This is a genomic window from Clostridia bacterium (genome assembly GCA_035628995.1).
Taxonomy (GTDB): Bacteria; Bacillota; Clostridia; order Lutisporales; family Lutisporaceae; genus BRH-c25.
This window is the reverse complement of record DASPIR010000021.1, coordinates 77248-102354: the sequence shown is the minus strand read 5'-3', so window position 1 is coordinate 102354 and position 25107 is coordinate 77248. Positions and strand designations below refer to the sequence as shown.

The following is a 25107-nucleotide window of genomic DNA, read 5'->3' as shown; positions in this document are numbered from 1 at the left end:
CTGTTTATGGATTTGTTTATCGAAGCAATCGGAAGGGATATCTCCTGGTGCTTAATGGAAATATAAACTACGAGACTCAATGCAAGGTTTTTTTGCATGAAATAAAGCACATCATCACTGATATGCCCAGAATAGGATACATTATAGGAATTGACATGCAACATAAATCTTTTGAATTAGAAGTATTATGAAATAGTTAATTTTATCTGTATCATTATTTTTTAATATGAGGTGATATATTGAATAAGGTATTAGTAACAGGATTAGCTATAGGAAAGGACTTAGGTACTTGTGTTAATTGCAGTTTTGACTTGGATTGGCTTTTTTCAAACCCTTCAACATTGCTATGGGCTGATAAAATCATTATTACACCTGCAATATGGGAATCTATAAATGATAAAGAATTATTAAAAACAGATAAGGCAGCACCTGCAGTTAAACTAATTTTTGATATAATTAATTCTGAGGGTGTGCTAGATATTGTTAACCCAAACGATATAATTTCTAACCATTATAAAGATTATATCGACAAGCTTGTCGAACATGATTCAAAAAAGTTACTTGAGATATTCCCCCAACATGTTAAAAAGGGCGAAGAGGGTGTACCTAATGCAATATGTATTGATGACGAGGAGTATTGTGGTGCATATTTATGGTCTATTTATGCTAGTCTGTTTTTAACAAAACATTTTGATGCAAATTGTTTATTTAATAATAAAGCTTTAAAATACTTAAATTTGAAATTTGGGTTAGATGGCTTACCCACTAGCATAAATCCTAATTATATTAATTCTTTTAGCAACGTTTTTGATGTTGTCATTCCTAACGAATTAACATTGCATAATTATGCTTATGCCGACGATTTACAGTGTAACATATGTAAGAGTTTAATACCATGTAAGGATAACTATCTTACCGATATTGAGAAAAATACTTATAAAATGATGTCCTGGAGAAATTATGATGAGATACTACAAGTAAAAAATATTACTCAAAGAATAATTAATGCAAAAAATTCTTATGATGGCATACTAGACCCAGCTATAATTAAAAATGAATTTAGTAATGAAAAGATGAAAATTAACAAAAGAATTAAACGTATTTTCCCAAAAATAAAAAGATGGACAAGCATGTCTACCATTATATCTATACCTATTACATTAGGCGGATTAATAACAGGTAATAATTTATTAACCGTAAGCGGGGCAAGCATTGTTGGAGCTTCAACTATAGTCAAAGAAACCGTGAATTACTTCGAGAACAAGTATAATTGGCTTGGTTTTACAAACAAAAGTATTGAGAACAATAAAATTGAATTATAACTCATAACTAGCCAGTATAGTTTTCTAACATTTTTCTAACTTCATAAATAATTTTTAATAAAAGTAGCCATCAACTAATAAAGTTGGTGGCTATTCTAATATAGACATTCCCTACATTCTAACAGTTTTCACTTTTATTAAATTCTACACCTACAGAGCTTCAAAACCAGTGTTTGGGGTTGGTAGCCTCATGGGTGGGTTCGATTCCCACATACTCCCGCCAAATAGCATATTTCTAAAATTTCGATATAAAAAAAAGGGCTGACGCTCATAGAGCGGAGTCCTTTTTTATTTTGTATTCAAATTAAAACAGCTTTTCTTCTATCTCTTCATTTAAAATGTCTGTAATGAACATATGTCCCGGTGCGTGCGTGATTACGATTTCCGGCTTTGCATTTTCCACAGCAGCTTGTGGTGTAACTCCGCAAGCCCAGAACACAGGTACTTCACCTTCGTTTATTGTTACAGCGTCACCGTAATCAGGTTTGTTGATATCCTTTATACCGATTTCTTCAGGGTTTCCTGCATGAATCGGCGCTCCATGCACATTGGGGAATTTTTCTGTTATTTCAAATACTTTTTCTACATGGTCGGCTTTTATTGGCCTCATGCTTACTACAAATGGCCCGTTGAATATTCCTGCAGGCTTGCAAGGGATGTTTGTCTTGAACATCGGCACATTGCAGCCCATGGTTATATGCCTTACTTCTATTCCGGCCCTTATCAGCGCTTCTTCAAATGAAAAGCTGCAGCCGATCAGGAAGCAGACCATATCTTCCCTCCAATACTTTTCAGCATTGGTGCATTCATCAATCTTTACGCCGTTTTTATAAATGAAGTATTTCGGTATATCAGTAATGATATTTGCATTGTCCGCAGTCCTTTTTGTCATGTAGCTTCCCGGCTCTGTGATCTCAAGTACCGGACAGGGTTTGGGATTGTTTTTTGCGAACCACTTGAAATCCTCTGCGTTTTTCCTGGGAAGTATCACAAGATTTGCCTGGGCATAACCCCCACACATCCCTGATGTGGGTATAGTGATTTTCCCTTCCCTTATCAGCTGTCTTACTTCCTTTGGCGATAAATCATGGTAATTGCTCAATTTTAAGTCTCCTTTACATTGATTTTCGAATTATCAATAATAATTGACTCAATATGTTTTTTTCTTAAGCCATCCCGAAAGTACCCAATCGCTCTGCCTGTTCGATGTCCTCCTTATGGACTTTATCACAATTTTCGTCTTGCCCCCGGTCATTGCCATAATAGCAGCAGTAATGACGGTAATTATATCTTTAGAAATATTCATATTTCTCACTTTCTGATTGTTAATCAATCTCTTCTACCATCACTTCGTAGCTGACACCTTCAATTCTGAGGCTATAGCGTTTCGGTCTTCCAAGCTTTAGCTGGCTGCTGTTCACATAGCTTTTTATTGCACTGATTTTGTCCTCATACTCACTTAGGATTCTATGGGCTTCCTGGACATCAGTTTTTTCAAAGCTTACCTTGTTGCCAGGCTTTAACTGTGCCATCAAGGACACATCTGTCGAAATTATCGTAGCTATTTTTGTATATCCCCCGGTAGTCTGTCTATCAGCCATCATTACTATAGGAGTACCATGTCCGGGTATCTGAATAGATCCTAAATTTATACCGTCAGAAATTATATCAGCTCCGGCTTTATGCTCCAAAGCAGGACCTGATAGTCTATAGCCCATTCTATCCGCTTCATTTGTTACCTCATACTCAGAATTGAAAAACTTCTCTACACTTTCTTCAGTAAAACAGTCATCCTGAGGGCCTAGAATAGCTCTTATACGGCAGTTCTGCTTATATTCAGGTATATATTGCAATGGTATAACCCTGTTTGCCAGCTTCTGTATAGAAACATTGCTGTTCCTTAGATTTATTTCATCGCCGCTTTTAAGCTTTCTGCCTTCATAACCGCCTATTCCACCCCTGACAAAGGTTGAACAGCTGCCCATAACAATTGGGATATCCAAGCCACCGGCAAAAGCAATATAACCTCTTGTTCCTTCATTTACCATGGAGAAGGAAAGCACATCACCTTTTGATAGTATAAGAGATCTCCACATTGGTACAATATTACCATTTACCCTAGGCACCATATTTGCGCCGGTAATTGCAACAACCGCATCAATATTAAAGGATATTTCAGGTCCATTCAAGGTAGTTTCCAAAGCCGCATCATATTCATCATTGCCTACAAGTATGTTGGCTGCCCTTAAGGAATAGTCATCCATAGCTCCAGTAACAGGCATCCCAAACTCTTGATATCCCCATCTTCCTCTGTCCTGCACAGTCGTATAAAGGCCGGGATTGACAATTGCTATATCTTTCATATCTTCCTCCCTATACGTTTTGCGAAACATCCTTTGCATTACTATTCAAGTTTCGCAAAAAGTTTCCTTGGTTGTTATTGAATTCGCACCATACCTGATATAATTCCTATTGTGCGTTCAATATACCTATTCCATTACTATTTTGATCTCATACTGATTTTTCTCTACCAAACTGCATATACTGACATACTCGTCTTTCTTTATCGGTACAAACCTGATATAATCCCCAGCCTGTAATATTATAGGTGTTTCACTCTTGGGATCGTACAGCTTGAGAGGAGTTTTTCCAATAAGCTGCCATCCACCGGGACTTTCCATGGGATATATACCAGTCTGCTTGCCTGCTATACCTACAGATCCTGCAGGTATCTTTGTTCTTGGGATTTTTAGTCTGGGTGTCTCTATCTTTTCAGACATTCCTCCCAAATAAGGAAAACCGGGACTAAAGCCAAGCATGTATATACGATAATCAACAGATGAATGAATCTTGATTACTTCATCTTCACTCATCCCATTATGTTCTGACACAAATTTTAAATCTTCTCCGAATTCACCGCCGTATATGGTTGGTATCTCAATTATTCTTGGCTTTGGAAGGTCAATGCTGTCAAGAGACATTTCGATTTCCATAAGCTTCTCTATCAACTTATTTACTTCTATTTCTATAGGATTGTATTGTATTAAAAGTGATCTGTATGTGGGAATCATTTCATATATCCCTGGCATTTGACTCTTTTTAATCGCTAAATATAAATTCCTTACTTTTTTGTTTACTGCTTCACTTATTTCATTTCCAAATTCAACTACCAGGCCTTTATCACCTGACATTAAGTAGTGCCCTTTTTCGTACATATTATTACCACACCCTTGATTCATAATTTAGAGAAGGTGCCAAAGGGCACCCTCTCATAAAACAAGCCTTAGAACAATTTACCTATTCCGAGTATTGACTTATAGCCAGCAAATACTGCTATTAAAACAACTAAAATACCAATCCATAATAACCACTTGGGATGCTTGTAGTCACCTACTATATTCTTGTTTCCAGATGCCAAAAGCATAGTACCAAGAGTTATGGGGAGGATAAGACCATTAAGTGAACCGGCAAGGATTAAGAGCTTTATCGGCTGTCCTACTGTGACGAAAATAAGTGTTGATACAACTATAAAGCCAATAATCCAGTATCTGTAGTAATTTTCTATATTCTTTGAGAAGGATCTCAGGAAGGATACCGAAGTATAAGCCGCACCTACAACAGAAGTTATGGCAGCTGCCCAAAGAACTACACCGAAGAACTTATATCCTATCATGCCTGCACCAAGCTTAAAAGCAGAGGCTGGAGGATTAGCAGGATCCAATTGTAAACCTTTAGCTACAACACCCAAAACAGCTAAGAATAAAAGAATTCTCATTACTGATGCTATTATAATACCTGTTACTGATGCTTTTGTTATTTCCTTTACATTTTCCTCTCCGGTGATTCCTGCATCTATTAATCTGTGGCCACCTGCAAAGGTAATGTAACCGCCCACGGTACCACCAACTAATGTTATCAACGTTAAGAAAGAAAATTCCAAGGGTACAAAAGTTCTTACAATCGCTTCACCTACAGGAGGCTGAGTGACAAATGCAACATATGAAACTACTACAATCATTAGTAAGCCCAGTACCTTTGCGAAAGTGTCCATAGCATTACCTATTTGCTTTGACATAAATACTACAATTGCTATTACACAAGATACTATAGCTGCTATCTTTACATCCATACCAAACAGAACATTTATACCCAGAGCAGAACCTGCTATATTTCCTATGTTAAATGCAAGTCCTCCTAATGCCACACATGCAGCTACAAAATATCCCAGTCCCGGTAATACCTTATTGGCGATATCCTGACCTCTTAGCCCGGATATCCCTATAACTCTCCATACATTCATCTGAGCCCCGATATCAATGAGAATAGATAGTAGGATAACGAATCCAAAGGAAGCTTTATATTGTGCTGTGAAAACCGCAGTTTGTGTTAAGAATCCCGGTCCAATTGCTGAAGTAGCCATAATAAATGCTGCTCCTATGAGCGCTGACATTTTGCTCTTTTTATCGCCTATCTTTGCCTCTACTTTTGGTGTTGTCATTGTGTTTTCCCCCTTTTAAATAAATTCTTTAATAGATTTGATTTGTATTCCATCAACCTCCAATCTTTCTCTAATAAGCTTTACAAAAGCTACTGCCTCAGGATTATCACCATGAACACAAATTGAGTCGGCATTTATATCTATATTCGTTCCATCTATAGCGGTGACCTTTCCTTCAGTGACCATTCTTTTTACTCTTTCAATAGCTAGATTTTTATCATGTATTACCGATCCCGGGAGCTTCCTTGAAACCAAAGAACCATTTGAATTATAGGCTCTATCAGCAAAAACTTCTTCAGCAACCTTAAGACCCAGTTCCTTTGCTGACTTCACCAGCTCGCTGCCAGCTAATGCCAGAACTATTAAATTCTTATTCACATCATATATAGCCTTGGCTACCTCCTTTGCCAGTACAGCGTCCGCTGAAACCATGTTATAGAATGCGCCATGAAGCTTTATGTGCTGTAAGGAAGTTCCTGCTGCTTGGGCAAACGCAGCCAAAGCACCGATTTGATAAATCAAATAGTTTCTTGCTTCCTTTGGTGTAACATCCATGTTTCTTCTTCCAAACCCAATTAGGTCAGGGTACCCGGGGTGCGCACCTATCCCTAGGTTGTTCTCTTTAGCTAAAGCAATGGTTTTTTCCATAACCATTGGGTCTCCCGCATGCCAGCCACATGCAATGTTGACAGAAGATACATACTTAAGCACATCTTCATCTAGCCCTAGCTTATAGGTTCCATAACTTTCCCCTACATCGCTGTTCAAATCAACGATATTTCTCATTTTATCCCTCCTTATGTTTCATTTAGTGAACCAGTGGTTTAATATTATTAGTTTCATTATATTTTTAATTTTATTTTTCTGCAATATGTTTTTTGAATATTTTTAATATTTTCTAAATTATTTGAATTTTTATGCATAATAAAATAAAGCCATAAACTCATAATTGAATTTATAGCTTTATTCTATTTAGCCCATCTCAATTTATTTGATATAACCCAATGCCGTTGAAATGTCCTTTGTTGTTCTGAGCAATTCATCCAAAAGATAAGGAATTTCCTTTTCAGTAAAACGGCTATCTGGTCCTGCAACGCTAACAGAAGCAATCACACTACCCATATGGTCAAAAATAGGTGCACCGATAGCTACAGTTTCCGGCTCCAGCTCCCCGTAGCTTATAGTATAACCTCTTTGCCGATCTTGTTTTATGAGCTCTATAAGCTTTATCTTATTCACAATAGTTCCTTCTGTAACTTTAACTAAAGGTCTGGACTCGAGAATTCTATCTATTTCATCATCAGGTAAAAATGTTAATATAGCCCGAGGACAGGCACCTCCAAATAATGGAGCACGTCTGCCCGTCCTGGTATATAACCTTATATCCCGCGTGCACTCAAGCTTTTCTATGTACATAGCCTCATCATTATCCCTTATTATAAGCTGCACACATTCATTTACTTTGTCCCTGAACCTTTCCATATAAGGCAGTGCAATCTTTCTGATTTCCAGATCTTCACTAACTAATTTCCCATATTCCAGAAACCGAAGTCCCAGCTTATATTGATTATCCTTGCCCAATATACTCACCTTACTAATAAAACCATGGGCTTGAAGAGTGGAAATCAATCTGTATACTGTTGCTTTAGGTATATTTGAAAGTCTTGAGAGTTCACTTAAACCTATTATTCGTCTGTCAGCATTAAAATAAGTCAAAAGCTTTAATGCTTTATCAAGACTATTGTTTAAAGCTTTATTTTCGTTCTCCATAATCATCACCCTATATTATTCTAATCTATAGACAATTATTTGTCTATCAATACTTAGCTACGCTCACATTGCTTATTACTGATAAGAATATGCACCCCTCTTATAAATCCAGATCCCATCGTTCTTCCATCAGGTGCTCGCCCCAGCTTTCGTTAGCCTTGCTTTCGGTCAACTCAAAACCAAATCGTTTGTAAAGACTGCGGGCTGCTTCCAGGATGCTTACTGTCCAAAGGAAAACATGCTTGTATTTCTTTTCTTTACAAAAATCTATAGCTGTTTTCATTAGCTTATAGCCAAGTCCTATGCCGCGCATGTGTGGTTCTATCAGGAACCAGCGAAGCTGCGCTGTTGATTCATCCGCCCTCACAATAGCAATCATGCCTATTGGCTTCCCATCTGCTTCTGCTATCCAAATGTTCTCTTTACTTTCATCATGGTGCTCATTAAACTTAAGTACATATTTTTCTACATAGTCGCTGAACTCGGAGCCGAAACCATACTCCATATCATATAGCTCCCTATGCCTGTTGATTATGTACTCCAGATCCTTTGGTTGATAAGTCCTAATAATAACGGGGTAGATTCCATCCAGCAGTGCGCTCTTAATGTCCTGCATCGAGTCAACCAGCTTTTGCTGCTCATTGTCTGACAAATGGCTTATCAGGTTTTCCACCTGCTTGCCCGACCTGTCTTCAAGCTCGAATAGTATTTGCTTGCCCTTCGCCGTCAGGCACAATATGGTTATGCGCCTATCAGCTGTGGAGTTTACTTTTGCAATCAATTCATTAACCTCAAAGCGCTTCAGAACTCTGCTCATATAACCCCTGTCTATGGCTAGTTTGCTGATCAGCTTATTGGCAGTACAATCTTTCATTTTATTGATTTCCAGAAGAATGCGAACCTCCGTCAGAGAGTATGGACTGGCAAGTATATGCTGATCCAGCAAGCCTAGGATATTCGTATAGAACCTGTTGAAGCTCCTTATTTCTGAGACCAAGGAATTCTCTTTGTTTTCCATAGTATCACTCCCTTCCTTTATAATGTATCTGTCTTTATAATACAATGTATAGTTGACTCAGTCAACTATACATTGTATTATACCAACTTAAACAGTGCACACATTTTGCAGACAAGCATACTATGCTAATGGAAAGGAGGTGACTATATGAACACTGAATTATGTCAAGAATTTGCTGATATACTCGAAAGCACAATACTCGAATCTACTGAAGAATTGTGTGCTGTAACACGCGTAAGAAATATTGACGTTGAGATTGCCGATAGGGAAACGCACAGCCCTCTTGTTCTAAACGCCTTATTCTCATTTGAGGATATGGACCGCGAAGGAAACACTCTCAATTTAGGTGAGACAGTAATCCTGCAGAACGAGATTAACCCATTCATAACGGCGCTTCGTGAACGAGACATATTTGTTACTGCTCTACACAATCACTGGCTGTTTGATAGACCGAGGTTATTCTATATCCACTTCCTCTCAGTTGAAGAACCTCTGGTATTTGCAGAAAAAGTAGCCGAAGCTTTTCAACTGCTTGAAAGATAGTAGTGTTTAATCTTTTTTCATGACTTAGTGTCATCCGGACTTGCCAATGCAAGTCCTTTCTTTTTAAGTCAGTGGCTAGCAGCAAATTCATACAATGCTGCTTACTCTTCGGATCTCTTAAACAAGAAATCAACATTCCACATAAAGCACAAGCCGTCCCAATCCCTGAACTCCGGTGATATATCACTCAGGGTTACTGTATCAGCAGCTTCCCCTTTGGCCTTTTTTGCATCCATAAGTGCAAGGAGCTCATTAATGTATTTTATCTCCAGCTCGATATCACTCTTTGCTGCTAGCTCCCCATGTCCAGGGATAAATATCTCAGCATCGAGCTTTAGCAATTCCCCAAGGACTCTGATGAAATTCTCCGGGTCACCCGTTCCCAACCATGGATGAGAATCCTTGAACAGCAAGTCACCCACGAAACAAACCTTTTCTTCAGGCAGGTACATTATAACATCCCCAGGAGAATGAGCAGTGCCGAAGGTAATCAACTCAGCCCGCCTATTCTTTCCATGGAGAGTAAGAGTCCTCTCAAAAGTAACATCCGGCAGTCTTAGTTGTACTCCAGGCTTCATAATATTACTTAAAAACTTATATTCATTTTCTAAATCCAACAGCTTGGCAGTGTCCTTTTCGGAGGATATCTGCGCCTTTAATTCATCCAACACTTTAGGTTCAAGTCCCTGAATCTCCTGCATCATTTTAGTGCTATCTGTCAGCATTTTTTCTTTAGCAGCCTTTGAGGTAAATATCCTTGCATCTTTCCCGAACATGCAGTTCCCAACTACATGATCTGCATGAAAGTGGCTGTTTACAAGTATTGAAGGTGCTTTACAGGTTAATGCCTCCGAAGCGGCTATTAAGTCCTTTGCTGCATCAATATTGAGGAGAGCATCGAACGCAACAGTATAGTCTCCCATATCGACAAAGCCGGCATTGCTTCCGGTATCAGCTTCTTTCTTCTCTATAGCCGCATATACCCCTTCCGCCAGCTCCCGTAGTGTAAAGTACCTTGAATCAAATTGTTTCTTTATAATCCCACTCATTCTTTAACCCCCAGTCACAACTCATTATAACCACTAATATAAGTATATCATTTCCATATACTTCTAGTAAATAATCGACCATGCACTAAAGTCATCTGGAAATTTCCCGATTTTCTATGCACCTAGATAATTTTTGATAAAAAAAGCTCAACTGAACATAATATTAGCAAATATGTTTAAGAGGTGTTCTTATGGATTATGCTAGGTATGTTGATGTCTACTACTTCGCGCTCACCTTACTTTATGCGCTGGTTGTTATAGGCCGGCAACGCATTAAAGAGCTTATGTCAGTTTCACTAATCTCTATTATCGTTGTTGGTATTATTAATGTGATGGGAATTAACCTGGGATTATTCCGTTATAACAAGCCTTTCCTTGATGTATTTGGAATACCGTTATTTCATTTGCTCTGGACAGGAGTTGCAGGAATAGTACTCATTGAATATATGAAGCCTCGTTTCAGCCATAACCTGCTGATGCTGGTCTACGCCACAGCAATTGTTGAAGTGTTGGCTTTTATTTCTGAACTGGCAGGTGCATTTGAACGGATAGGCAGTTATAATTACTATTATGATTTTATGATAACTTTTGCTTCACTGACTACTATCTTATTGCTGTCCGAAAGCTTGTATAAATACAAAATCTATAATAAAATTTGAGCTGCAAAAATAAACAAAGACCATTGAATTATTCAATGGTCTTTCATTAGGCAATATTATCTTCTGAAGTCTCTGCTTCTGTTGTTCTGTGCCTTTTTAGCTTTTCTGCAGTCAGGACATCTCTGTGGTTCGTTTTCAAAACCCTTTTCCTTGTAGAAAGCCTGCTCGCCTTCTGTGAATACAAATTCTGATCCACAGTCTTTGCAAGTTAAATTCTTATCAGCCATTTTTCATACCTCCTATTATTTATTAGGATTTAACAACTTTCAAACATTATGCATTGTCCTAATAGATAGTAGGAAATGGTTTTTGTTTGTTAAATCTCATATTCTTGATTAGTATAGCACTGCTCCCATTCAATGTCAATAAATTCAATAAAGTTTTTTAAAATTTCTAAAAATTATTTCTCTCGTATAAATGCTAGTGTGAACCAGGTGAGAGAACCGAAAGTTACTATGTTTATCACAAAACTGGCGAGTATATTCCAGTGGATATATTCGGCTACCCCAGTGCTTATTATTGTTAATTCAAGCAGTATGTAAAATATTGAGCACAGTAGTATGTGCGCTGCCTGCAACCACTTATTATTGGGCACATATTGGCAAAAAAGTATGCCCATGGTGAATATGGGACCAAATTTATAGAATGCAGAACAAGTCGCCCACGGTATGATTATATCGTAAAAGGTGTATAGCTCTAGCTTTTGCCCCCCATAATCAACAAAACTCGCAAGCACCAACGCCAGTACCCCACCCCATATATTCTTTTTCAAACTCTTATTGTCAGTCAATAAAAAAAACAATATCCATGATGCTATAAAGCTGATGACCCAAGGCATAACACTTCTCCCTAAGAGCTTTTATAGTAGCTATTATTTGTAAAACAAGATAATTTATACTACTAACTTTTTTGTGCATGCAAAAAATTAAAGGCCATTGAAAATTCAATGACCTTTATATAAGCTCTTATCTTCTGAAGTCTCTGCTTCTGTTGTTCTGTGCCTTTTTAGCTTTTCTGCAATCAGGACATCTCTGTGGTTCGTTTTCAAAACCCTTTTCCTTGTAGAAAGCCTGCTCCCCCTCTGTGAATACAAAAGGCTTGCTGCAGTCCTTGCAGATGAGGTTCTTGTCTGCCATTTCCTTACCTCCTATTATTTATTAGGGATTTAACAAATAACGTCCATTGCCGCCTAACAAATAATAGGAAAAATGGTTCTGTTTGTTAAATCTCCGCTTTGAAATCAGAATAGCACTAGACTATTGTGTTGTCAACACTATTTTATGTTATATTTTGTAAATTGTGCTAAATTTATCAATTTGATTTTATCTGCAGTTTTTTTTAGGATAACTTGATTTTGAAAGGACTGCAGCATATATATAATTGATTATGATGATGCATAATTGGGGGATGTACAATGCATGAACGCTTGAAATCATTCACTTTGGTTGCTATTATTTCATTTATGTGCACATATATCACATATAGTGCTGTACCAGACGATTTAACACCCCAACCTCCAAATCAGTCGGCAGTGGACATAACGCCCACTCCGGCTCCTGTGTCAGAGCAGCCCGCTGCTGAGGCGCCAGATGCAGTCCAACAAGCTGCTTCTGACTTTAACAATGAAGTAGACGCAATTGTAATGAAGAAGGTTAACTCTTTCTATAAAAATGGCGGCAAGGGCATTATCGGAATCTATATCAAAGAGTTAAGCAGCGGCTACGAATATGCTTATAATGCCGAAAAAACAAACCCCGATAACCCTAGGGAGGGATATTTCAATTCAGCCTCCACCTGCAAGCTTTTGTCCGCAGCTGTAATGTATTATATGAACAATTGCGGCGAGCTGGAGCTGGATAAGGCTTATACAGACAAGATAACAAACAGCAAGTACAATCTCAAGAGGATGCTGCCAAAAATGATCAGCCACTCAGTCAATGATTACTTTAACATTACCCTTCGCCATTTAGGTTCCAAAAAGATAAACGAAACCCTTCTGAAGCTGGGTGTGAAAAACAGCCTGGTATATAGTGAGATAATGCCTGCCCAACGCGCCTCTGTCAAGAACAATATTGCAAGATATGGAATATCCCGATCTCCTAGAACCACTCCCAAGGACCTGGGATACGTACTTGACCTGCTATATTGCGAAAAAACCTTCGGGGCAGAGAATGATAAGCTATTTATGGAATCTCTTAAAAACAATATATACTCTAACAGACTTCCTGCGGGTATAGGCTATAAGTCCCCAGTAGCCCACAAAACAGGTACAAGTGCAGGCGAAGGGGTTTATAATGACGCCGGCATAATACTTTTGGAGGATAATCCTTATATAATGGTTGTAATGAGCAAGGGCAGCAGCTCAAATGTGCAGCCTCTTTACAGAAGTATTACAGGTGCCGTGTACAATTACATGAAAAAAAGGACTATAAGTCAGTCCTCAATCCCACAGTGAAGCCTTGCTTCTTTTTCAATTTCAGCCAATCTCGTATAATAATCAGGGATTTCCAGTAGATGGGCATAAGCAATTTTGCCAGTAAGCACAGGATCGTCATTTGTTACATTGGCCTTGGGGAACCTGGTGCCATGCTCCAATTCCACATCCAAGCCCGTCCTGAACTGTTCAATGTCAATCTTGCTAAAATCTATACCTATATTTTTACCAATATCTATTGCTTCCTCTTTGGTAAATTTCTTTTGTCTATTTATAATGGAGGGTTCTTCAGAATGATCATAAGTCGATTTCATTTTCTTCCAATATGGACAAATGTACGGATACATACAATAACCTCCCGCGCTTTAATTTATAACATTATATTCTAGTCTAAAAGGTTTTGCTAAATTAAAAAGCTGTTTATCCAGAATATATACAAATCCAGATAAACAACTTTATTCTTCCTTTTAGAACAGTACTCTGTTGTCTCCAACACGCTTAGTAATCTTGTTTTGATCAAAATGATCCAGTAGAGCCATTGCATATTTCCTGCTGGTCCCGAGAATATCCCTGAACTGCCCCAACTGTATTGATCCATTCACTTTTAAATGCCTCCGTAAAAGCTCTGCTGCTTCGTTGTATGCAGCTCTTGAAAAGGCAATATCCTCATCCAGTTTTATAAGCTCTCCCATTTCAATCAAAGCAGCATATACCAACTGGTACTGGTTTTTATCCAAAGGGTTCGCTTCAGCCAGCTCCATAAGCTTGGGCGGGTTGAACCGGTTCTCGCTGTAGTTCTTTTCTATTACATCCCTAATCTTTTCTTGTACTTTATTGAACTGCACCTTAAAACTACCTTGAGCTATATATTGGTTCTCAATCTTTATGGTGCCATTAGCCTCCAAATATCCAAAGACCAGATCTGCCAGTCTCGGCTTTATCCCTTCGAAAATTCTTGTTCGAAGCTCTTCCTTGGATATTCCGATTTTTAACGGATTCTTCTTATGATATGCCTCAAGTATTTCTGTAAGCTTGGTTTCAACATCCTTCAAATACCTGATATGCAGCAAATAAGTCTCATCCCCGAGCTTGAATTGGTGAATAAGCTTCTTCTCCGACAGCTCAGCGGCTATTTTTTCATACAGCTCAGCACTTATATTCCCTACACCTTTGAGTATTGACTTCTTCTCGGGATATTTATCACTGTTCTGTATCAAATACCTCTCAACCACCTCGGTTGGATTGCCCTGCTCTTTTATCTTAAGCTCTTCTATTACATCCTCTTTAAAGCGCTTTCTCTTAGGAGGGTTAGGCTCCAAAATGGTTCCCCCGCCTATGGTCAACATGGGGGAATATGTCCTTATTACAAAACGATCCCCTTTCATGCAGGCTGTCTCTTCCTCCAGCCTCAGCTGCACAAATGCACTTTCCCCAGGCTTAAGCTCTTCTCTATCCAGAAGTACCACCCTGCACATTATTTCTGAAGTTCCATGATAAAGCCTTAATCTGTCCCTATTGTCAATGGATTTGTCTGCACCAGGCAACATCTCCAGCCTTGCATCCAGCATCATTGAAGGCTCCATTCGTTCTAGCTGTGTCAGCACATCCCCCCGTTGAATCTCATCAAGCTTCACATTGGCGATGTTGATTGCCACGCGCTGACCTGCATAGGCAGTCTTGACATTCTTTTCATGAACCTGTATTGAGCGTACTCTCGTATCAATTTTGCGTGGATATATCTCTATCCTGTCCCCTTCGCTGATGCTGCCCGAGATAAGCGTACCCGTAACCACTGTGCCAAAGCCAGTTATAGTGAAGGATCTATCCACAGGAAGCCTGAATACCTCATTAGTATCCTTCTCCTCTACCACCTCAGTAACTTTATCTATTTCAGCAATAAGCTCCTTAAGCCCCTCTCCCGTGACCGATGAAACCGGCATTATGCTTGCTTCCTTTAGGAAGGAGCCCTTTACTTCATCTCTGACCTGTTCGGTTATCATTTCAAGCCATTCCTGATCCACCATATCCTTCTTGGTCAGGGCTATTATACCCTTCTTCACCTGCAGCAGCGAAAGTATATTAAGATGCTCCCTGGTCTGGGGCATTACACCCTCGTCAGCAGCTATTACAAGCACTACAACATCAATGCCTCCTGCTCCAGCAAGCATGTTTTTAATAAATTTCTCGTGTCCGGGCACATCGATTATTCCAGCTCTTCTTCCGCTTGGAAGGTCAAAATATGTGAAACCAAGCTCAATGGATATTCCTCTTTTCTTTTCCTCTTTGAGCCTGTCTGTATCCCTTCCCGTCAGAGCCTTTATAAGGGTTGTCTTCCCATGATCTATGTGTCCTGCTGTTCCGATTATAACGTTCTTCAAGCTTGACCCTCGCCTTCTCCCGCATTGCCTTTTGAAAGTGCCGAAAAAGCCCACAGCAAGGCACCTTCTATAACTTCAAACTCATCATCCATAATTGTCCTGACATCCAGCATAAGCCTATCCTTGTTTATCCTTGCTACAATAGGAGTTTTATATGTCCTCAGCTTCTCCTCAAGCTCCACTAGAGATATACCGTTAGGCTTCAATGCAATAGTCTTGGTAGGCATTTTATGCAGAGGCATGGAGCCTCCACCCACCTCAGAGTAGTCAGCCTCTATACTAATAATGCCAACAGCACCTAAAGACTTTTTTAATCGCGTATAAAGACGTCTTGCCCGCTTATCAAGCTCCTCATCACTGTAGGTAAGCATTCTAAGCACCGGAATTTCCTTTAGTGCAAGCTCCTTATCCGTGTATAGCCTCAGCGTCCCTTCAAGGGCTGCCAAAGTCAGCTTATCTATTCTTATTGCTCTTGTGAGAGGATTTTTCTTCATTTTATCTATGTATTCCTTGCTGCCGATAATAATACCAGCCTGAGGGCCTCCAAGCATTTTATCCCCGCTGAAGGTTATTACATCCATACCTGCTTTGACAGCCTGCTGCACAGTAGGCTCGTAAGGCAGTCCATAGTCAGTAAGCTCCAAAAGCATTCCACTTCCCAGATCCTCTATTACAGGAAGCCCCAGTGTCCTACCCAGCGCGACCATTTCCTCCGACTCCACCTCACTTGTAAAACCCAGTATTCTGTAGTTGCTGGTATGCACCTTCATAAATGCTGCCGTATTCTCATTGACAGCCCTCTCATAATCTGACACATGTGTTTTGTTAGTGGTTCCTACCTCAACTAATGCAGCACCGCTTTGCTCCATTACATCAGGCACCCTGAAGGAACCTCCTATCTCAACAAGCTGCCCCCTGGACACCACTACCTCCCGGCCTTTAGCCATGGTAGCAAGTACCAGCATCACCGCTGCAGCATTATTGTTCACCACCATTGCCGCCTGGGCTCCGGTAAGCTTGCATATCAATTCTTCAACATGGGAGTATCTTGAGCCCCGCTCCCCGGATGCAAGGTCCATTTCCAGATTGGAATACTTTGACGCGATATCCCATAAAGTATCCTTAAGTCTGTTGCTTAATGGAGATCTTCCAAGGTTTGTATGCAGCACTACTCCTGTTGCATTAACTACATTTACGAGATTGTTCCTCATTATTTCATGTACTTTTTCAACTATGCCATTTATCATGCAGCAGTTATCGATTGCGTTCAGGTCTTTCTCATCCTCCAAAGACATTATTGCTTTCCTGTAATCTTTCAGATATTCCCTTATGCCCTCTACTACTGTAGTTCTTGGATATACAAAAGTAAGCTTTTCAAGCTCCTTTTCCCTCAAAAGTTCATCAACTGAGGGTATACTGCTCAATATTTGCTTTTTATCCTTCATGCTCTACCTCCACTACTTGCAGGTTCGCGGTTCGCGGTTCGTGGTTCGGGGAATTCCTTCGGTTCTCCTCGCACCTCGCACCTCGTACCTCGCACCAAATATTAACTAATGTCAGTTGTTCTTTTGATTTATACTACCTTTATCGAATACTCTTCTTTTGATATTACCTTTCCAACAACGCTGAAATCCGTCTTGTTCCTTTTTCTCAGCTCATCCATCAGCATCTCGAAATGCTCCTCAGGTACAGATATAAGAAGTCCTCCTGAAGTCTGAGGGTCATACATTATGTCTTTTATTTCCTGCTTTACGCTGCCAGCAAAACTGACATGCTCTCTGAGATAACCTTCATTATTATATTTACCTGCCGGAATTATTCCCATTCTTGCAAACTCAACGCTTTCCTTTATTATAGGAAGAGTATCCGACCATATTTCCAGAGAAACTTTGCTTGCCGCAGCCATTTCATAAGAGTGACCTAAAAAGCCGAAGCCTGTTATATCTGTGCAGCCGTTGATTCCCACTGCTGTCATTGCTTCACAAGCATCCTTATTGAGATATGCCATGATATCTACAGCTTTTTTAATTACGCCTTCATCAACAATATCTGCCTTTATTGCAGTATTTAATATGCCAATCCCAAGAGGCTTCGTAAGTATAAGCATATCCCCGGGCTTCGCTCCTGAATTGGCAGCAACCTTTTGGGGATGCACCATACCCATCACGGAGAGACCGAATTTTGGCTCATTGTCATCTACCGTATGCCCTCCGACAACTATTGCACCCGCTTCCGCAACCTTGTCCGCTCCGCCTCTAAGAATTTCCTTTAAAATATCCATTGACTCACAGGTGGGGAAGCACACTATGTTCATTGCAGTTACAGGCTTGCCCCCCATTGCATACACATCACTCAAAGAGTTTGCTGCAGCTATTTGCCCAAAGGTATAGGGATCATCTACAACAGGAGTAAAAAAGTCCGTTGTCAGAATCACAGCTTTGTCTTCATCTATCTTATATACGGCAGCATCATCGGATGTTTCAATGCCTACTAGCAGATTTTCATCTTTAAATTTTGGCAGCTGACACAGAACCTGTGCCAGGGTATCCGGACCAATTTTTGCGGCTCACCCAGAGCTTCTGGTCATTTGCGTAAGTCTGATTCTCTTGTCCATTGTGCCACCACCCCGCTTCCTATATCATTTGGAAAATGTAAAAATATATTTTACAGTTCTCACTAAATATCTTCATATTCTCTAATATTATAACATACCTCAGTATCGGCAAACATAGAAAAAAATAAACCAAACCACTATCTAAAATGTGATTTGGTCTACTGCTCTACTCAACCGTTATACCGTCCTTGAGGTCATTGTATTTGCTGTCGCCTATGCCTTTTACCTTTTTTATATCCTCAATGGACTTAAAGGGCCCTGTTTGGTTCCTGTATTGTATTATTGCCTTTGCAGTTGCCGGCCCCACGCCGGACAGTGTATCAAGCTCACTTTCGCCGGCAGTGTTGATATTCACCTTTCCCGACTTGTTAACACCTACACTCTTAATCGTATTCACACCCGGTATGGTCTTGCTTGTGCCTTGCAGCTTTTCTCCCTTCTTGGGAATATATATCATATCCTCATCCTCCAGCCTATACGCCAGATTCACAATATTCAAGTCAGCCTCCACATTTGCCCCTCCCACCATCGCAATAGCCTCATCAAGGCGGGTTCCTTCCTTTACCTTTATCACACTGGGATTCTTTACATTACCGCATATATATACCGATATCTCCTCAGGCTCTGCTTCAATTGCTGCTGCTACAGGAGTGGGTACAGCTTCTTTAACCTCAATGGCCTCACCAAGACTTATTTCTGTAGACTTTTCCTGTCTGGTATATATAGTACCGCTTATAATGACCAACACAAGCAAGATAACTGCAAATATAGATTTCTGAGTTCTAGTAATGTAAATCATCTTTACCTCCTTCAGACAGTAGCCGCCTTGTTTTAATAATATATGATTCGACATTTGTAATATATTTCCTTCTTTTACATGTATTAATATACGAATCATATATTACCACTCAAAAATATCTACAAATTTCTAATAAAGGGGTGCTATTGCTAACCTTTTTTGTTATACTGAAATGGTTGACGAAATAGCGGCTTAAAGGCAAGCAATTCAATAACATTCGGAGGAAATTATGAAAAAATTCATTTTATATATAACACTATTGAGCATGGTCATGTCTTTTATGCCGGTTTTTGGAGATGCACCTCTAGTTACTGCTCCATCAGCCATTTTAATAGATGCCAAAACAGGAAAGGTACTTTACGAGAAGAACGCAGATGATAGACATTATCCTGCAAGCACCACAAAAGTAATGACAGGTCTTTTAGCAGTAGAGCATGGAAAGATGGAAGATCTAATTACAATAGGCAAGAACCCTCCGCTCATAGAAAAAGGGAGCAGCCAGATTTATCTCATCACCGGTGAGCAGCTTACTATGGAGCAGCTGCTTCACGCACTAATGCTGGAATCCGCAAACGATGCTGCAGTAGCAATAGCGGAGCATATCTCAGGCACTGTCGAAGAGTTTGCGAAGCTTATGAACAGCAAAGCCAAGGAGCTGGGCGCAGCAAACACAAACTTTGTAAATCCAAACGGACTTCACAATGATAATCACTATACAACTGCAAGGGACTTGGCTATGATTGCCAAGTATGCGATGACCTTGGATAAGTTCAGAAGTGTGGTGAAGGAAGTTAAATACACCATACCTAAGACAAACAAGCAGGATGAAAGAAACTACATAACAAACAGCAACAAGCTAATTTGGAAGACCTATGATAAGTTCAGATATGAATACGCCACAGGTATCAAGACAGGTTATACAGTTAAAGCGAATCAGTGTCTTGTAGGCGGTGCAAAAAAAGGTGATTTGGAGCTCATATCAGTGGTTATGAGCGCTGAAGGACAGAATGTATACAGCGATACCGTAGCCCTCTTCGAATATGGCTTTGCAAATTATCAGAATGTAGAAGTACTGAAAAAGGATCAGGTAGTGACAACAGTATCTATAAAAGATGGTCAGGAAAAAATCAACCTTCTGGCAGCTGAGGATTTCTCTCTCACTCTTTCTCAAGCCGAGAGGGACAAAGTAAAAACTGATATTAAAACAAATGACGTTATTAAGGAACCCATTAAAAAGGGTGAAGCACTTGGAGAAATGATTGTTTCAGTAGATGGCAAGGAGGTAAAAAGGATAAAGCTCCTCTCATCAGTCGAAATAGCCGCTCCAAAGATATTCAATTACTGGTGGCTTTTGATAGTATTAGTAGTAGTGTTCCTGCTTTATCGAAGCGCAGTCACAATATATAAAATCAGACGAAGAAAGTTTAAAGATGTATATATAAGAAGATAAAAAGATAACGCCGACATCGGCGTTATCTTTTTATCCTACAAATGCTATAGCTTCAATCTCAATCAATGCATCCTTTGGCAGTCTGGCAACCTCTACACAGGATCTGCCCGGCTGCTCCTTAGTAAAATACTGCCCATAGATTTCGTTAATCTTAGGAAAATCATTCATATCTTTAATAAAAACTGTAGCTTTCAGCACGTTTTCCAGGCTGCTGCCGGATGCTTGAAGAACAGCCTTAAGATTCTCCAGGCACTGTTTTGTCTGAGCCTGAATCCCTCCATCAGCGAATGCTCCTGTCTTTGGATCAACTCCGAGAGCACCTGATGTAAATATGAGATTTCCGTACTTTACCGCTTGGGAATAGGGTCCTATAGCAGCAGGAGCATTTTCAGTCATTATTATTTCTTTTGTCATTCTTATTCCTCCCTTATCAATTCGATATTTTTCCTTTGTTATATATATCTGCAATCAATATAATATTATAATATATGATTCCGCTATACAACCTTATACTTTGGAACTCTTCGGTCAAATTCCTCCATAAGCCAGCGTTCCCTATAACTTCCTTTGAATTTATAACAATATATATGAGTTTTTCCGTTTTTCTCCTCCAGCCGTACTCCTTCTTTCATCTTTTCAGTATTGAACCACCACTCAAAGTGCACATCACGTCTTTTCTCTCCGGCCCCCTGTTCCTCATACCTTATAAGTGCCTGGCCATGCCTTTCTCTAAGTACAGTCATTTACATTCCTCCATATTATATTTATAGTTAAAATTTATCGATACACCATAAATACAATATGCAAACAGCTCATACATATTACCACTATTACTCATATTTCACACAAATATCATCAATAATACACAAAAGGTACATAACGCATGTTGCGATATGTACCTTTTATACTTAATCATTCACTCTAATCTCATCCAAATAGTTGTACACCGTATATCTGGAAACACATAATACCTTTGCAACATAGTCAATCGCACCTTTTATCAGGAATACCCCTTTTTCATCCAGCAGTTGGACTATATTGACCTTTTCCTCCTTGGATATGAAGGCTACAGGCTTCCCTACCGATTCCAAAGTCTTGTTCACTATGCTGCTAAGCATCTCATTTACTGTGCTTCCGTAGCTTTCTTCACTGTCTTCGGAGAAATCTGTATCATCAACAATATTTGTCAATTCATTAATGATATTCTTTGCTATTGTAAGCTCTGAAATATCATAGTTAATGCATAAAAAGCCTATGAGCTTCCCCTTTTCATCCTTAACAAAAAGCGATGTAGACTTCAGAAGCTTTCCTTCCTTAGTCTTTTTTCTATAGTTTACTATAGGCTTGTCAAACTGTCCCCTGCGGAGAGTGGCCAGTCCGTATTCACTCATAGGACTTCCTACAGTTCTTCCGGTAACGTGTCCATTGGCTATTGCAATTATTGAACTTTGTGGGTTTCTTATATCGTGAAGAATAACTTCACAATTCCTCCCAAATGTATTCGCTATTCCCTCGACCAGTGTCATCATACTTTTCAGTATAGGATGCAAATTCTCACTCATACCAACACCCCTAAACAATCAAAATTTATATCTATTGATTTTCTACAAGAATCGACTTTGCATCCACCCAAAGCCTTTCCAGGTTATAGAACTTTCTTTCCTCATCATGGAAAAGGTGCACTATAATATGGCCAAAATCAAGCAATATCCATCGACCGTTTCTAAAGCCTTCCTTATGGTGCATCTTATATCCTGCCAATTCCATTTTCTCTTCCAATTCATCGCTCATTGCCTGAACCTGTGTTGTAGAGTTCCCTGTGGCGATAATAAAGTAATCTGCTATTGTTGAAAGCTCATGTATATCCAACAGCTTTATATCTGTCGCCTTCTTGTCTTTTAAACTTTCGATAGCATTGTTAGCCATTTCCGTCGATATTGAGTACAATTACATCCCTCCGTTAATTCTGTCTTTACCTATAATAATTGTTATATCATAACCACAAGTATTGTCAATATCACTTTCGACAATATTTATATTTGAATCCTGAGATACCACCTGAAGTTTATCTTTATTCCCACTCCTGTCGATGACTCTAGAGTATCCATATGTCATATCCTTAGTATCTCCAATTTTAACATTTGAATATCCTTTATCCTCCAGCTCCTTTTTTAGCTGAGAGGCCAGTCCGCTTTTCTTTGAACCATTCAGCACCTGCACCTTAATATCTTCCCTACTGATTGCCTGTACAGTATCCGCAGCAGTTTGACCACTTTCTGCCTGGGATGGCGTTATATCATTGGTTTGAGCTGTTGCTACTCCAAGATCAGCCTTGATTTGCTCAAGCATTTCTTTGAGTTTAACCTCATCACACAAGAAATATGAGACCTTATTCTTATACTCATCATCTCCAGGCAGGGTATAGAACTTGATATTCTCCATTTTAATATCTTTTATATTCACTGCATAACCTGCAATAGTCGCATTATCCATATTGGTCTTAACACACTTGGACATTGCATCAACTATGCTGAGTGCTTTCGGTATCACCTTGGGACTTGTGAGCTTGTCGATGAAAGCCTTGATAAGCTCCTGCTGGGCTTTTATTCTGCCCAAGTCCTGATCAGCATAGCCCTTTCTGAACCTCGCGAACTTTACTGCGTCCTTACCATTGAGCACTTGCAAACCCGGTTTCAGATGGATATATAAATCCTGAACAGGGTCCTCATAGTCCATATTCGGGGGTACATTTACCTTTACTCCACCCAATATATCCACTATCTTTTCTGCTCCCTTGAAGTTCACCTTCACATAATGGTGTATAGGAATTCCCAGCATATCGCCCACTGTTTCCATTGCTAAAGCAGTGCCTTCTTTTCTGGCTGCTGCAGAGTTTATCTTATCAAAGCCGTAACCTGGTATATTCACTCTTGTGTCTCTTGGTATCGAGAGCAATGTGATCTTATGGTTCTCTTTGTTATAGCTCACCACAATCATAGTGTCTGACCTTGCTTCATCAATGCCCATCACCAAGGTGTTTATTATTACGTCATCCTTGGGGTCTTCGGGTTTAAGCTCAGGGTTTTCCTCTATAGTCTTGACAAAATGCTCATCAGTCATATTTGATTTATATAAATAATATACTCCTCCGAGTATAATAAAAAAAATCAAAAACGAAGCCAGAAAAATAGCCATATACTTTTTCAAAATCTAAAACCCCATTTCTAATATGTTTTTCAAAAAACATTTTGGATTATTCCATATTTCAGGTTTACTAAATATAATCACTCGTTACTGCTGCTTATAGCTTTTGCAGCTCTTTCAATATATGATTTCTAGATAGTATGGTATCAACATGTATAAGTCCGTTCTTTGACATTATGTATTGAATAGAGGAGTTAAATGCCAGCAGAAGAGCTTCATCCAGCTTCCCAAAGGCAAGTTCTCGCAGTTTTTCCACCCCGTCGAAGCTTCTTGATGGCTCAATAAAGTCCGACAAGTATATTATCTTCTCAAGGAGAGACATGTTTTCCTTTCCGGTGGTGTGATATCTTACAGCGCTTAGTATTTCCTCATCCTCTATGCAAAACACCTTCCTGCATATATGTACTGCTGCCGGACCATGCAGAAGCTCCTTCACGCTTAATGTCAGAGAATCTGCTGCAATATCCTCTGCAGCGAGGCAATTCAGCAGCTCTTCCATATCAAGCTCCCTTGCGCAGTCATGCACCAAGCCGGCAATGCTTGTCTTTTGAACATCGCAGTCATAAAACTCTGCCAGCTTTGCGGCAGTTGAGCTAACATTAATAGAGTGACTATATCTCTTTGAAGAAATGTTATTTTTTAACCAGTGCATTATTGTGTCCAAATCCTGCAAAGTATTCACTCCTTATACAGCCCATTTTTTTCGATATACTCCTCTACTGCCTCAGGCAGCAGATATTTGATTGATTTCCCGCTTCTGGCTCTTTCTCTGATATCTGTTGACGATATTGCCAGTAAAGGAACTTCAATGCATATAATTTCTCCACCATACTTAGACGTAATTTCCCCTATCTTTTGTTCCAAATCCCGCTTGTCAAATCCCGGCCGGGTAGCAGCAATAAATGTGCATAGTGTCAAAAGCTCCTGAATCTTATACCAGGTCAGCAGTTCCAGCACTGCATCGGCTCCAGTTATGAAGTATATTGCTGCATCTTCACCGTATATCCTTCGCATATCCTTCACAGTACCGATAGTATATGTAAGCTCATTCTTATCCACTTCTATACGCGATACCTCGAAATTGGGGTTTGTGGAAGTTGCGAGGACACTCATAAGATATCTGTGTTCAGCGTCGGTTATGCTTTGCAGCTGCTTATGGGGAGGTCTTCCCGCAGGTATAAATATCACCTTGTCAAGGCCAAATTCCGCTCTTGCTACTTCAGCCGCAACAAGGTGCCCATAATGAATAGGGTCAAAAGTGCCGCCCATAATTCCTATCCTTTTCGACTTATTGCCTTCCCTCTGCTCACTCATACAAATACCTCTGATTTTAATGAATTATGTCCATTATACAATAATATGCAGAATT

The 25107-nt window shown here is 39.5% G+C and carries 28 protein-coding genes; 5 read left to right on the top strand and 23 right to left on the bottom strand.

Annotated features, from left to right (window positions below):
• Positions 1-239: 239 nt before the first annotated feature.
• Positions 240-1322 (top strand): hypothetical protein, encoded by a 1083-nt coding sequence (locus VEB00_06355; GenBank protein ID HYF82632.1) that lies wholly within the window; start codon positions 240-242, stop codon positions 1320-1322.
• 304 nt (positions 1323-1626) lie between these two features.
• Here VEB00_06355 and VEB00_06350 read toward each other — a convergent pair whose 3' ends face one another.
• The 8 genes from VEB00_06350 to VEB00_06315 form a co-directional block, all read right to left on the bottom strand.
• On the bottom strand, positions 1627-2424 hold the full coding sequence (locus VEB00_06350; protein ID HYF82631.1) for a putative hydro-lyase: 798 nt from the start codon (positions 2422-2424) through the stop codon (positions 1627-1629).
• 48 nt (positions 2425-2472) lie between these two features.
• Positions 2473-2628: a hypothetical protein gene (locus tag VEB00_06345; protein ID HYF82630.1), complete on the bottom strand. Its 156-nt coding sequence runs from the start codon at positions 2626-2628 to the stop codon at positions 2473-2475.
• 19 nt (positions 2629-2647) lie between these two features.
• Positions 2648-3685 carry a biotin-dependent carboxyltransferase family protein gene (locus VEB00_06340; GenBank protein ID HYF82629.1) on the bottom strand — a complete coding sequence of 346 codons (1038 nt, stop codon included), beginning with the start codon at positions 3683-3685 and terminating at the stop codon, positions 2648-2650.
• A gap of 126 nt (positions 3686-3811) precedes the next feature.
• Positions 3812-4537, bottom strand: coding sequence for a 5-oxoprolinase subunit PxpB (gene pxpB, locus VEB00_06335; GenBank protein ID HYF82628.1), 726 nt, complete (start codon positions 4535-4537; stop codon positions 3812-3814).
• Between the two features lie 68 nt (positions 4538-4605).
• The gene (locus tag VEB00_06330; protein ID HYF82627.1) at positions 4606-5820 is read right to left on the bottom strand and encodes an NRAMP family divalent metal transporter; all 1215 of its coding nucleotides are present in this window, start codon (positions 5818-5820) and stop codon (positions 4606-4608) included.
• A 15-nt stretch (positions 5821-5835) separates the two neighbouring features.
• Positions 5836-6606: a 5-oxoprolinase subunit PxpA gene (locus tag VEB00_06325; protein HYF82626.1), complete on the bottom strand. Its 771-nt coding sequence runs from the start codon at positions 6604-6606 to the stop codon at positions 5836-5838.
• A gap of 201 nt (positions 6607-6807) precedes the next feature.
• On the bottom strand, positions 6808-7590 hold the full coding sequence (locus VEB00_06320; protein ID HYF82625.1) for an IclR family transcriptional regulator: 783 nt from the start codon (positions 7588-7590) through the stop codon (positions 6808-6810).
• Positions 7591-7690: 100 nt separating this feature from the next.
• Positions 7691-8608 carry a helix-turn-helix domain-containing GNAT family N-acetyltransferase gene (locus tag VEB00_06315; GenBank protein ID HYF82624.1) on the bottom strand — a complete coding sequence of 306 codons (918 nt, stop codon included), beginning with the start codon at positions 8606-8608 and terminating at the stop codon, positions 7691-7693.
• A 147-nt stretch (positions 8609-8755) separates the two neighbouring features.
• Here VEB00_06315 and VEB00_06310 point away from each other — a divergent pair, with 147 nt between their 5' ends.
• Positions 8756-9151, top strand: a complete 396-nt coding sequence (locus VEB00_06310; protein ID HYF82623.1) for a DUF1259 domain-containing protein — start codon at positions 8756-8758, stop codon at positions 9149-9151.
• 101 nt (positions 9152-9252) lie between these two features.
• On the opposite strand, the gene VEB00_06305 is transcribed toward VEB00_06310, so the two are convergent.
• Positions 9253-10200 (bottom strand): MBL fold metallo-hydrolase, encoded by a 948-nt coding sequence (locus tag VEB00_06305; GenBank protein ID HYF82622.1) that lies wholly within the window; start codon positions 10198-10200, stop codon positions 9253-9255.
• A gap of 191 nt (positions 10201-10391) precedes the next feature.
• Here VEB00_06305 and VEB00_06300 point away from each other — a divergent pair, with 191 nt between their 5' ends.
• The gene (locus tag VEB00_06300) at positions 10392-10859 is read left to right on the top strand and encodes a hypothetical protein (protein ID HYF82621.1); all 468 of its coding nucleotides are present in this window, start codon (positions 10392-10394) and stop codon (positions 10857-10859) included.
• Between the two features lie 56 nt (positions 10860-10915).
• Here the strand turns inward: VEB00_06300 and VEB00_06295 are convergent, their stop codons facing one another.
• Together VEB00_06295 and VEB00_06290 are read right to left on the bottom strand one after the other, a co-directional pair.
• Positions 10916-11086, bottom strand: coding sequence for a zinc-ribbon domain-containing protein (locus tag VEB00_06295; protein HYF82620.1), 171 nt, complete (start codon positions 11084-11086; stop codon positions 10916-10918).
• A 738-nt stretch (positions 11087-11824) separates the two neighbouring features.
• Entirely contained in the window at positions 11825-11995 is a 171-nt protein-coding gene (locus VEB00_06290; GenBank protein HYF82619.1) for a zinc-ribbon domain-containing protein, read from the bottom strand.
• 278 nt (positions 11996-12273) lie between these two features.
• Here VEB00_06290 and VEB00_06285 point away from each other — a divergent pair, with 278 nt between their 5' ends.
• Positions 12274-13314: a serine hydrolase gene (locus tag VEB00_06285; protein HYF82618.1), complete on the top strand. Its 1041-nt coding sequence runs from the start codon at positions 12274-12276 to the stop codon at positions 13312-13314.
• Here VEB00_06285 and VEB00_06280 read toward each other — a convergent pair.
• From VEB00_06280 to VEB00_06260, 5 genes are all read right to left on the bottom strand, one after another.
• Positions 13293-13607 carry a DUF5661 family protein gene (locus VEB00_06280; GenBank protein HYF82617.1) on the bottom strand — a complete coding sequence of 105 codons (315 nt, stop codon included), beginning with the start codon at positions 13605-13607 and terminating at the stop codon, positions 13293-13295. The genes VEB00_06285 and VEB00_06280 overlap by 22 nt on opposite strands.
• A gap of 153 nt (positions 13608-13760) precedes the next feature.
• The gene (gene selB / locus VEB00_06275; GenBank protein ID HYF82616.1) at positions 13761-15671 is read right to left on the bottom strand and encodes a selenocysteine-specific translation elongation factor; all 1911 of its coding nucleotides are present in this window, start codon (positions 15669-15671) and stop codon (positions 13761-13763) included.
• Positions 15668-17116, bottom strand: coding sequence for an L-seryl-tRNA(Sec) selenium transferase (selA, locus tag VEB00_06270; protein HYF82615.1), 1449 nt, complete (start codon positions 17114-17116; stop codon positions 15668-15670). The genes selB and selA overlap by 4 nt, the downstream gene beginning before the upstream one ends.
• A gap of 128 nt (positions 17117-17244) precedes the next feature.
• The gene (gene selD / locus VEB00_06265; protein ID HYF82614.1) at positions 17245-18285 is read right to left on the bottom strand and encodes a selenide, water dikinase SelD; all 1041 of its coding nucleotides are present in this window, start codon (positions 18283-18285) and stop codon (positions 17245-17247) included.
• 166 nt (positions 18286-18451) lie between these two features.
• On the bottom strand, positions 18452-19084 hold the full coding sequence (locus VEB00_06260; GenBank protein ID HYF82613.1) for a helix-hairpin-helix domain-containing protein: 633 nt from the start codon (positions 19082-19084) through the stop codon (positions 18452-18454).
• A gap of 229 nt (positions 19085-19313) precedes the next feature.
• Between VEB00_06260 and VEB00_06255 the strand changes: the two genes are divergently transcribed.
• Positions 19314-20534 (top strand): D-alanyl-D-alanine carboxypeptidase family protein, encoded by a 1221-nt coding sequence (locus VEB00_06255; protein ID HYF82612.1) that lies wholly within the window; start codon positions 19314-19316, stop codon positions 20532-20534.
• Positions 20535-20564: 30 nt separating this feature from the next.
• Here the strand turns inward: VEB00_06255 and VEB00_06250 are convergent, their stop codons facing one another.
• The 7 genes from VEB00_06250 to nadD form a co-directional block, all read right to left on the bottom strand.
• Positions 20565-20948: a RidA family protein gene (locus VEB00_06250; protein ID HYF82611.1), complete on the bottom strand. Its 384-nt coding sequence runs from the start codon at positions 20946-20948 to the stop codon at positions 20565-20567.
• An 83-nt stretch (positions 20949-21031) separates the two neighbouring features.
• On the bottom strand, positions 21032-21277 hold the full coding sequence (locus VEB00_06245; GenBank protein ID HYF82610.1) for a hypothetical protein: 246 nt from the start codon (positions 21275-21277) through the stop codon (positions 21032-21034).
• 165 nt (positions 21278-21442) lie between these two features.
• Positions 21443-22096, bottom strand: a complete 654-nt coding sequence (locus tag VEB00_06240; protein ID HYF82609.1) for a PAS domain-containing protein — start codon at positions 22094-22096, stop codon at positions 21443-21445.
• Between the two features lie 31 nt (positions 22097-22127).
• Positions 22128-22460: a ribosome silencing factor gene (gene rsfS / locus VEB00_06235; GenBank protein ID HYF82608.1), complete on the bottom strand. Its 333-nt coding sequence runs from the start codon at positions 22458-22460 to the stop codon at positions 22128-22130.
• 21 nt (positions 22461-22481) lie between these two features.
• Positions 22482-23741, bottom strand: coding sequence for an LCP family protein (locus VEB00_06230; protein HYF82607.1), 1260 nt, complete (start codon positions 23739-23741; stop codon positions 22482-22484).
• Between the two features lie 94 nt (positions 23742-23835).
• Positions 23836-24411, bottom strand: a complete 576-nt coding sequence (gene yqeK, locus VEB00_06225) for a bis(5'-nucleosyl)-tetraphosphatase (symmetrical) YqeK (protein HYF82606.1) — start codon at positions 24409-24411, stop codon at positions 23836-23838.
• A 5-nt stretch (positions 24412-24416) separates the two neighbouring features.
• On the bottom strand, positions 24417-25052 hold the full coding sequence (gene nadD / locus VEB00_06220) for a nicotinate-nucleotide adenylyltransferase (protein HYF82605.1): 636 nt from the start codon (positions 25050-25052) through the stop codon (positions 24417-24419).
• Positions 25053-25107 lie beyond the last annotated feature (55 nt).

Coding starts and splice junctions, on each gene's coding strand:
- VEB00_06345 (HYF82630.1), bottom strand. CDS start 2,628: ATGAATATTTCTAAAGATATAATTACCGTCATTACTGCTGCTATTATG.
- VEB00_06340 (HYF82629.1), bottom strand. CDS start 3,685: ATGAAAGATATAGCAATTGTCAATCCCGGCCTTTATACGACTGTGCAG.
- pxpB (HYF82628.1), bottom strand. CDS start 4,537: ATGTACGAAAAAGGGCACTACTTAATGTCAGGTGATAAAGGCCTGGTA.
- VEB00_06330 (HYF82627.1), bottom strand. CDS start 5,820: ATGACAACACCAAAAGTAGAGGCAAAGATAGGCGATAAAAAGAGCAAA.
- VEB00_06325 (HYF82626.1), bottom strand. CDS start 6,606: ATGAGAAATATCGTTGATTTGAACAGCGATGTAGGGGAAAGTTATGGA.
- VEB00_06320 (HYF82625.1), bottom strand. CDS start 7,590: ATGGAGAACGAAAATAAAGCTTTAAACAATAGTCTTGATAAAGCATTA.
- VEB00_06315 (HYF82624.1), bottom strand. CDS start 8,608: ATGGAAAACAAAGAGAATTCCTTGGTCTCAGAAATAAGGAGCTTCAAC.
- VEB00_06310 (HYF82623.1), top strand. CDS start 8,756: ATGAACACTGAATTATGTCAAGAATTTGCTGATATACTCGAAAGCACA.
- VEB00_06305 (HYF82622.1), bottom strand. CDS start 10,200: ATGAGTGGGATTATAAAGAAACAATTTGATTCAAGGTACTTTACACTA.
- VEB00_06300 (HYF82621.1), top strand. CDS start 10,392: ATGGATTATGCTAGGTATGTTGATGTCTACTACTTCGCGCTCACCTTA.
- VEB00_06295 (HYF82620.1), bottom strand. CDS start 11,086: ATGGCTGATAAGAATTTAACTTGCAAAGACTGTGGATCAGAATTTGTA.
- VEB00_06290 (HYF82619.1), bottom strand. CDS start 11,995: ATGGCAGACAAGAACCTCATCTGCAAGGACTGCAGCAAGCCTTTTGTA.
- VEB00_06285 (HYF82618.1), top strand. CDS start 12,274: ATGCATGAACGCTTGAAATCATTCACTTTGGTTGCTATTATTTCATTT.
- VEB00_06280 (HYF82617.1), bottom strand. CDS start 13,607: ATGAAATCGACTTATGATCATTCTGAAGAACCCTCCATTATAAATAGA.
- selA (HYF82615.1), bottom strand. CDS start 17,116: ATGAAGGATAAAAAGCAAATATTGAGCAGTATACCCTCAGTTGATGAA.
- VEB00_06260 (HYF82613.1), bottom strand. CDS start 19,084: ATGATTTACATTACTAGAACTCAGAAATCTATATTTGCAGTTATCTTG.
- VEB00_06255 (HYF82612.1), top strand. CDS start 19,314: ATGAAAAAATTCATTTTATATATAACACTATTGAGCATGGTCATGTCT.
- VEB00_06250 (HYF82611.1), bottom strand. CDS start 20,948: ATGACAAAAGAAATAATAATGACTGAAAATGCTCCTGCTGCTATAGGA.
- VEB00_06245 (HYF82610.1), bottom strand. CDS start 21,277: ATGACTGTACTTAGAGAAAGGCATGGCCAGGCACTTATAAGGTATGAG.
- VEB00_06240 (HYF82609.1), bottom strand. CDS start 22,096: ATGAGTGAGAATTTGCATCCTATACTGAAAAGTATGATGACACTGGTC.
- rsfS (HYF82608.1), bottom strand. CDS start 22,460: ATGGCTAACAATGCTATCGAAAGTTTAAAAGACAAGAAGGCGACAGAT.
- nadD (HYF82605.1), bottom strand. CDS start 25,052: ATGAGTGAGCAGAGGGAAGGCAATAAGTCGAAAAGGATAGGAATTATG.